We start from the raw sequence: 7963 nt of genomic DNA, 5'->3' as shown, positions 1-7963 counted from the left end.
CTCGGCGCCCTGCTCCATGGCCCGGCGGGCATGGTCGGCGCCCTCCTGCATCGCGGCCTTGGCCTTCTCGGCGCTCTCCTGCATCGCGCTCTGGGCGAGGCCGCCGAACTCCTTGGCCTGCGCCTGGATCGCGGCGAACTGGCTGCGGACGAACTCGGCCTGATGCTGCATCGCCTCCTGGATGTCGCGCGAGCGGACGATCTTCTGGGCGAGATCGAAGGCCGCGTTGACGTTCTGCTCGGCGAACTCGAAGCCGCGGGACGAGATGTCCTTGGCGTTGGTGCGCGCGGTCTCGGTCGAGCCCTGCACCGTATCGGCTGTGCGCCGCGCGGCGCCGATGAAGCTGTCGAAGGCCTTGCGGGCCTGATCCACGCTCTTCTCGGCGAAGTCGCGCATCTCGGTGGGCACCTCGTAATTGGGCGTGTTGCTCATGGTCGTCTCCTCTCCGAATCAGTGATTCTGCATTGTGCACTGCACAATAGCACCTTTGGCGTCCCCATGGCACCCGGCGAGCGGAGCGGGACCATTAAGGTTGACATGAGGTAAACGTGTGACGCGCGCTTGAAGTGTCCACCATCCCGGGGCAGTTCAGCGTACGAAATTGAGCGCGGTAACGCAGATTTTTCGAGCCAGACAGGTCCGCATGACCGAAGACGGGTCCGCACCGGACAAAAGCCTCGCGAACGATCCGGTCGCTCCCGCCCTGGATTCCTGGGCGCGGGAGCCGCGCCTCGCCGCCCTCCTGGCCGATCCGGGTCGCGCCTTCGCGATCCTCGACGCGGAGGGCGCGCATCTCCTCGAGGCGTCGGCGCCGGCGCGGCCCTGGGCGGCCGGCCTGTTCGATCCGGCGGGCGCCGCCGCCTCCCGCCTCGGCCTTCCCGGCCAGATCCGCCGGGCCGCGCTGCCCGCCGAGGGGTCGCGCCTCGTGCGCCTGCGCCTCGATCCCCGCGGGATCGCCCCGCCCGTCCCCTGCCTCCTGGCGCGCGGCCGCCTCGCGAACGGCGAGGCCGCGCTTCTCCTCGTCCCGATGGAGTCGCTCCCGGCCGCGCGCCGCCGAGAGCCCCGGCCGGACGTTCCGCTGCCCGTGGCCGAGGCCGAAGCCGTCAGCGTCGCCCCCGACGAGGTCAGCCGCCCGGCGGAGCCTGCCGCGCGGCCGCGGCCGGGCGACCGCTTCGTCTGGCGCAGCGACGGTTCCGATCTGATCACGCAGGTCTCGGGTGGCCCGGAGGCGGCCCTCGCGCCACTCCTCCTCGGGCGATCCTGGTCCGCCCTGGCGCGGGACGGCGTCCTGCGCGAGGGCGAACCGCTCCTCGCCGCGCTCGCGGAGCGGCGCACCTTTCGCGGCGTTCCCGCCGGGATCGCGCTCGGGGAGGCGGTCGAGTCGATCAACGTCGAGATCTCCGGGGCGCCCCTCGGCCGCAACGGGCACCCTTTCACCGGATACGGCGGCTTCGGCCTCGTGCGGGCGGCGGCAGGATCCCCTGCGCAAGCGGACCCGGAGCCCGCGTCCGGCCGGGCCGAGGCGGGCGCGATCCCGGTCTCCCTCGGAGCGGACGAGGGCGGGCCGGCTCCCGCGGCGGATGTTCCCGCCCTCGGCGATGCGACCCTCCTGTCGGTCTCCGAGCACGCGGCCTTCCGGGAGATCGCGCGGGCCCTCGGCGCGCGCTTTGCCGGCGACGAAGCGGCGCCCGATCCCGATTACCCGCAGGAGGGCGCGGCCGTCATGCCCTTCCCCGTGGGACGGCTTGCCGAGAACCGGCTGGCGGAGGCCGGGCCGGGCGAGGCGCCGCCCCTCCTCGACGATCTGCCCGCGGCGATCCTGATCCGGCGCGACGACACGCTCCTCCACGCGAACCGGGCCTTCCTCGACCTCGCGGGCTTTGCCGATCTCGCCGCGTTCCAGGCGGCGGGCGGCCCCGCACGCCTGATCCTGCGCCACGACGGGACGGAGGGCGGCGGCAACGACCGCCTGATCACCCGCGAGGACGGCGTCCGGCCCGTCGCGGTCGCCCGCGGCGAGACCCGCTGGGGGGGGCATGCGGCCGAAATCCTCGTCGTGGCCCCCCGCCCTGCCGATCTGCCCGTGCCGGTCCCGATGCCGCCGGCCCCGCGGGGCCAGTCGGTCCTCGAGCGCGCCCTCGACGCGATCGAGGACGGGATCCTCGCCCTCGACGCCGAGCACCGCGTCGTCGCCCTCAACCGGGCCGCGGCGGACCTGCTCGGGCGTGACGCCGCCGCCCTCCCCGGGCAGGCGATGCTCGCCCTGTTCCCGCCCGAGAGCGCCATCGCCCTGCGCGCCGCGCTGCACGGCCCCGCCCCGGCCGCCCGCGAGGTGACGGCCCGCGGCCGGGCGGGCGCGATCCCGCTCGCGCTCCGGCTCGGGCCGCCCTCGCCCGACGGGAGCCGCCTCGCGATCCTGCGGGATCTCAGCGAGGCCCGGCGCCTCGCGGCGGCCGCCGATCGGGCCGTCGCGCAGGCCGAGGCGGCCGAGGCCTGGAAGGCGAACTTCCTCGCCAAGGTGAGCCACGAGATCCGCACGCCGATGAACGGCATCCTCGGTTTCGCCGACGTGATGCTCAATGAGCAGTTCGGCCCCGTGCCCGAGCGCTATCGCGACTATCTGCGCGACATCCATGCCTCCGGCGAGCACGTGCTCGGCCTCGTCAACGATCTCGTCGACCTCGTCAAGATCGAGGCCGGGCGCCTCGACCTCGCCTTCGGGCCGGTGCCGCTCAACGACCTCGTCTCGAGCTGCGTGGCCCTGCTGCAGCCGCAGGCCGCGCGCGACCGCATCGTCGTGCGTACGAGCTTCTCGGCGGATCTGACGACCCTGGTGGCCGACGAGCGCTCGATGCGCCAGGCGGCGCTCAACGTCATCGCCAACGCGATCCGGTTCACGGAGGCCGGCGGGCAGGTCATCGTGTCCACGACGATCGCCGAGCGCGGCGAGATCGCCCTGCGGGTGCGCGACACCGGCATCGGCATGAGCGCCGAGGAGATCGCCTCGGCCCTTGAGCCGTTCCGAACCGCCGCGATCGCGGTCCCGCGCAAGGGCGGCGGCACCGGCCTCGGCCTGCCCCTGACGAAGGCGCTGGTCGAGGCGAACCGCGGCCGCTTCCAGATCACGAGCCGCAAGGATGAGGGGACGCTGGTCGAGATACTGTTTCCCGCCCGCGCCGCGATGAGCGCCTGAGCCGGGAGGAGATCGCGTCCCGCCGCCCCGCGCCTGACGAAGCCCGCGGGGATCGGTGTGCGGTGCCGGCGAGCGACAATCGAGGCCCGTTGTCACCGTGGCGGGCGAACAGGCGAGCGGAGCCTTGGCGGGCCGCGCGGCGTTATCCACCTTCGTGCCGGCCCCGCACAGGGGCCGAAACGGAACCACAGGCGCCCTCAGCGGGCCTGCCATCCGACTTTGGCACCGCTTGACAGTCCCGAACGGCGCCTCCAAGCAGAGTTGAATTGTGTCCAACCTATTGTTCGGGTTGGTTGAGCGCTTGCGGCAGGTTCCTGTCGAGCATTAAGAAAAGTCTTGGAAGTCCCGACTGCGCGGCGAGATCCGCGATACGATCGGGCACCATTCAGGGAAGAGACGCGATGGACGAGAAGCTGGTCGAGGTCCGTGACAGCTGGCGCGAGGGCGCCCATGTCGACAATGCCAAGTACCTCGCGATGTACAAGGCGTCGGTCGAGGATCCGGACGCGTTCTGGGGCGAGCACGGCAGGCGCATCGACTGGATGAAGCCCTTCACGCGCGTGAAGAACACGAGCTTCCAGCCGGGCGACATCTCGATCCGGTGGTTCGAGGACGGCACCACCAACGTCGCGCACAATTGCATCGACCGGCACCTCGCCACCCGGGGCGACCAGACCGCCATCATCTGGGAGGGCGACGACCCGAACGAGTCGAAGCACATCACCTACCGCGAGCTGCACGCGCAGGTCTGCCGGATGGCGAACGTGCTGCGCAACCGGGGCGTGGAGAAGGGCGACCGGGTCACGATCTACCTGCCGATGATCCCCGAGGCAGCCTACGCGATGCTGGCCTGCGCCCGGCTCGGCGCGATCCACTCGGTGGTGTTCGGCGGCTTCTCGCCGGATTCGCTGGCCGGCCGCATCGAGGGCTGCGCCTCGAAGGTCGTGATCACTGCGGACGAGGGCCTGCGCGGCGGCCGCAAGGTGCCGCTCAAGGCCAATGTCGACGCCGCGATCCAGCGCCTCGGCACGGACGTCGTCGATCACGTCATCGTGGTGCGCCGCACGGGCTCCAACATCCCGATGGAGCCGGGCCGCGACGTCTACTACCACGAGGCCGCCGAGCAAGTGACGGACGAGTGTCCGGCCGAGGCCGTCGAGGCCGAGCACCCGCTCTTCATCCTCTATACCTCGGGCTCGACCGGCCAGCCGAAGGGCGTGGTGCACACCACGGGCGGCTATCTCGTCTACGCCTCGATGACGCACCAGTACGTGTTCGATTACCGCGAGGGCGACGTCTACTGGTGCACGGCCGATGTCGGCTGGGTCACCGGCCACAGCTACATCCTGTACGGGCCGCTCGCCAACGGCGCGACGACGCTGATGTTCGAGGGCATCCCGACCTACCCGTCGAATTCCCGCTTCTGGGAGGTGATCGACAAGCACAAGGTCAACATCTTCTACACCGCGCCGACCGCGATCCGCTCCCTGATGGGCGGCGGCGAGGGGCCGGTGAAGAAGACCTCCCGCGAGACCCTTCGGGTGCTGGGCTCCGTCGGCGAGCCGATCAACCCGGAAGCCTGGGAATGGTACTACCGCGTGGTCGGCGACAGCCGTTGCCCGATCGTCGACACGTGGTGGCAGACCGAGACCGGGGGCATCCTGATCACGCCGCTGCCGGGCGCCACGAACCTGAAGCCCGGCTCGGCGACGCGACCCTTCTTCGGCGTGCAGCCGATCATGGTGGATGCGGAGGGCAAGGTCCTCGACGGAGCCTGCGAGGGCAACCTCTGCATCAAGGATTCCTGGCCCGGCCAGATGCGCACGGTCTACGGCGACCATGAGCGCTTCGAGCAGACCTACTTCTCGACCTATCCCGGCAACTACTTCACGGGCGACGGGGCGCGGCGCGATTCCGACGGCTATTACTGGATCACGGGCCGCGTCGACGACGTCATCAACGTCTCGGGCCACCGCATGGGCACGGCGGAGGTCGAATCCTCCCTCGTGGCGCACCCGAAGGTCGCCGAGGCCGCGGTGGTGGGCTACCCCCACAACCTGAAGGGCCAGGGCATCTACGCCTACGTGACCCTCAACGAGGGCGAGGACGGGGACGACGCCCTGCGCAAGGAACTCGTGGCCTGGGTCCGCAAGGATATCGGCCCGATCGCCTCGCCGGACTTGATCCAGTTCGCCCCCGGCCTGCCCAAGACCCGCTCCGGCAAGATCATGCGCCGCATCCTGCGCAAGATCGCCGAGGACGAGTTCTCCTCCCTCGGGGACACCTCGACGCTGGCCGAGCCGGCGGTCGTGGACGACCTCATCGAGAACCGGCAGAACCGGACCCGCTGAGCCGGCGGCCCGCCGGGCTCCGCCTCCACCAGTCACCTCTCGCGAGAGAGCCCCTCCGGCGGCGGCGGGGCGGCGCCCCCTGCCCGGGCGTTTCGCGGGAGCGCCGTCCTTCCCCACGATCAGTGCCCGGACGCGGAGAGGCCCGTCAGAGGCCCGACATCCGGCGGAGGAAATCCTATGACGACATCCTATGCGCAGGGGGGCGCAGACCCCCGTCTCGCCCGCGATCCGGGGGTGGCGGCCGTCGAGAGCGATCCCCAGTTCGAACGGATCATCCGCACCCCGACCTTCCGGACCCTCGTCCACGAGCGCACGCGCTTCGGCTGGATCCTGACCGGGCTGATGCTGGTGGTCTATTTCGGCTTCATCGGCCTCATCGCCTTCGACAAGGCGCTGCTCGCCACCAAGGTCGGCGGCGGCACCGCGTCGCTCGGCCTGTTCCTCGGCGTCGGCGTCATCGTCTTCGCCTTCATCCTCACCGGCATCTACGTCGTGCGCGCCAACGGCCGCTACGACGCCCTGACCGCCGAGCTCACGCGGAGCCTCGGCCGATGACCCGCCTCCCCACGCTCCTCCTCACGGTCCCCCTCGCGCTCGCCGCCACCGCCGCGCGCGCGGCCGGCCCCGATCTCGGCGCCGTCCAGCAGCAGGCGACGAACTGGCCGGCCATCGGCATGTTCCTGTTCTTCGTGCTGTTCACGCTGGGCATCACCTACAAGGCCGCCAAGGGCACCAAGTCGGCCGCGGATTTCTACGCGGCCGGCGGCGGCATCTCGGCGGGCACCAACTCGCTGGCGATCGCCGGCGACTACATGTCGGCCGCCTCGTTCCTCGGCATCTCGGGCCTCGTCTACACCTCGGGCTTCGACGGGCTGATCTACTCGACGGGCTTCCTCGTCGGCTGGCCGATCGTGCTGTTCCTGATCGCGGAACGCCTGCGCAACCTCGGCAAGTTCACCTTCGCGGACGTGGCGAGCTTCCGCCTCGACCAGACCGCGATCCGCCTCATCTCGGCGACCGGGACGCTCGTCGTGGTGGCCTTCTACCTGATCGCCCAGATGGTCGGCGCGGGTAAGCTGATCCAGCTCCTGTTCGGTCTGCCCTACCTCTACGCGGTGGTGATCGTCGGCGCCCTGATGATCATCTACGTCGCCTTCGGCGGCATGAAGGCGACGACCTGGGTGCAGGTGATCAAGGCCTGCCTACTCCTCGGCGGCGCGACCTTCATGGCGGGCGCCGTGCTCTACAAGTACGGCTTCAACCCCGAGACCCTGTTCGCGGCGGCGGTGCAGACGCATCCGAAGGGCGACGCCATCATGGCGCCCGGCGGCCTCGTCACGAATCCGATCGACTCGATCTCGCTCGGCGTCGGCCTGATGTTCGGCACCGCCGGCCTGCCGCACATCCTGATGCGCTTCTTCACGGTCTCGGACGCGCAGGCCGCCCGCAAGTCGGTCTTCTACGCCACGGGCCTGATCGGCTACTTCTACATCCTGACCTTCATCATCGGCTTCGGCGGCATCGCCCTGCTGATGTCGGACCCGAGCTACTTCAAGCTCGGCGCGGGCGGCTCCTTCGACAAGCTCAAGGACATGATCGGCGGCACCAACATGGTCGCCGTCAACCTCGCCAACGCGGTCGGCGGCCCGTACTTCCTCGGCTTCATCTCCGCGGTGGCCTTCGCGACCATCCTCGCGGTGGTGGCGGGCCTGACGCTCGCCGGCGCCTCGGCCGTCAGCCACGACCTCTACGCGCAGGTCATCGCCCGCGGGCGCACCACCGAGAAGCACGAGGTCAACCTCTCGAAGATCTCGGCGGTGGCCATCGGCATCGTGGCGATCGTGCTCGGCTACATCTTCGAGAACCAGAACGTCGCCTTCATGGTCGGTCTCGCCTTCTCGGTGGCGGCGAGCTGCAACTTCCCCGTACTCGCCATGTCGATCCTCTGGCGCGGAACCACGACCTGGGGCGCCCTCATCGGCGGCCTCGTCGGGCTCGTCGCGGCGGTGGTGATGGTGGTCCTGTCGGACGCGGTCTGGGTGAAGACCTTCGGCCAGCCGGCCGCGCTCTTCCCCTACGCCAACCCGGCCCTGTTCTCGATGCCGCTCGCCTTCGTCACGATCTGGCTCGTTTCGAAGGTCGACAACACCGCCCGCGCCCGGCGCGAGCGGGCGGCCTTCGACGCCCAGTACGTGCGCTCGGAGACCGGCATCGGCGCGTCCCTCGCGCACGCGCATTGAGGTCCATCCCGGCCCGCCAGGCCGGGACAAGGGCTGTGTATTGAGACCGGGATTAAACCAGGGGGCGTGGCCGTGAGCCACGCCCTTCTTCTTGGGCAGCCCTGTTGAGACCGGTTACAGGTCGGCGCAATCCTTGTTGCTAAGCCGCGATCGGTAATCCTTTCGATCCGTTCATCTAT

5 protein-coding genes are annotated in these 7963 nt (G+C 70.3%); 4 read left to right on the top strand and 1 reads right to left on the bottom strand.

Annotated elements, in window-relative coordinates:
* A partial coding sequence (locus E1J50_RS04170; protein ID WP_132250710.1) for a phasin occupies positions 1-432 on the bottom strand: 432 nt, incomplete at its 3' end.
* A 211-nt stretch (positions 433-643) separates the two neighbouring features.
* Here E1J50_RS04170 and E1J50_RS04165 point away from each other — a divergent pair.
* The 4 genes from E1J50_RS04165 to E1J50_RS04150 all read left to right on the top strand — a co-directional run bounded on the left by E1J50_RS04165 (position 644) and on the right by E1J50_RS04150 (position 7784).
* A complete protein-coding gene (locus E1J50_RS04165; protein WP_132250707.1) occupies positions 644-3193 on the top strand; it encodes an ATP-binding protein in 2550 nt (849 codons plus the stop codon).
* Positions 3194-3594: 401 nt separating this feature from the next.
* Complete coding sequence (gene acs / locus E1J50_RS04160) at positions 3595-5544, top strand: acetate--CoA ligase (protein WP_132250705.1); 1950 nt, start codon at positions 3595-3597, stop codon at positions 5542-5544.
* A 177-nt stretch (positions 5545-5721) separates the two neighbouring features.
* Positions 5722-6099, top strand: a complete 378-nt coding sequence (locus E1J50_RS04155; protein WP_132250703.1) for a DUF485 domain-containing protein — start codon at positions 5722-5724, stop codon at positions 6097-6099.
* The gene (locus E1J50_RS04150; RefSeq protein ID WP_132250701.1) at positions 6096-7784 is read left to right on the top strand and encodes a cation acetate symporter; all 1689 of its coding nucleotides are present in this window, start codon (positions 6096-6098) and stop codon (positions 7782-7784) included. Before E1J50_RS04155 ends, E1J50_RS04150 begins: the two co-directional genes overlap by 4 nt.
* Positions 7785-7963 lie beyond the last annotated feature (179 nt).

Origin of the sequence: Methylobacterium segetis (assembly GCF_004348265.1) — a bacterium.
In the GTDB taxonomy this organism is placed as follows: Bacteria; Pseudomonadota; Alphaproteobacteria; order Rhizobiales; family Beijerinckiaceae; genus Methylobacterium; species Methylobacterium segetis.
Note: the sequence above shows the minus strand (reverse complement) of the source record. Positions and strands in the feature narration are given on the sequence as shown.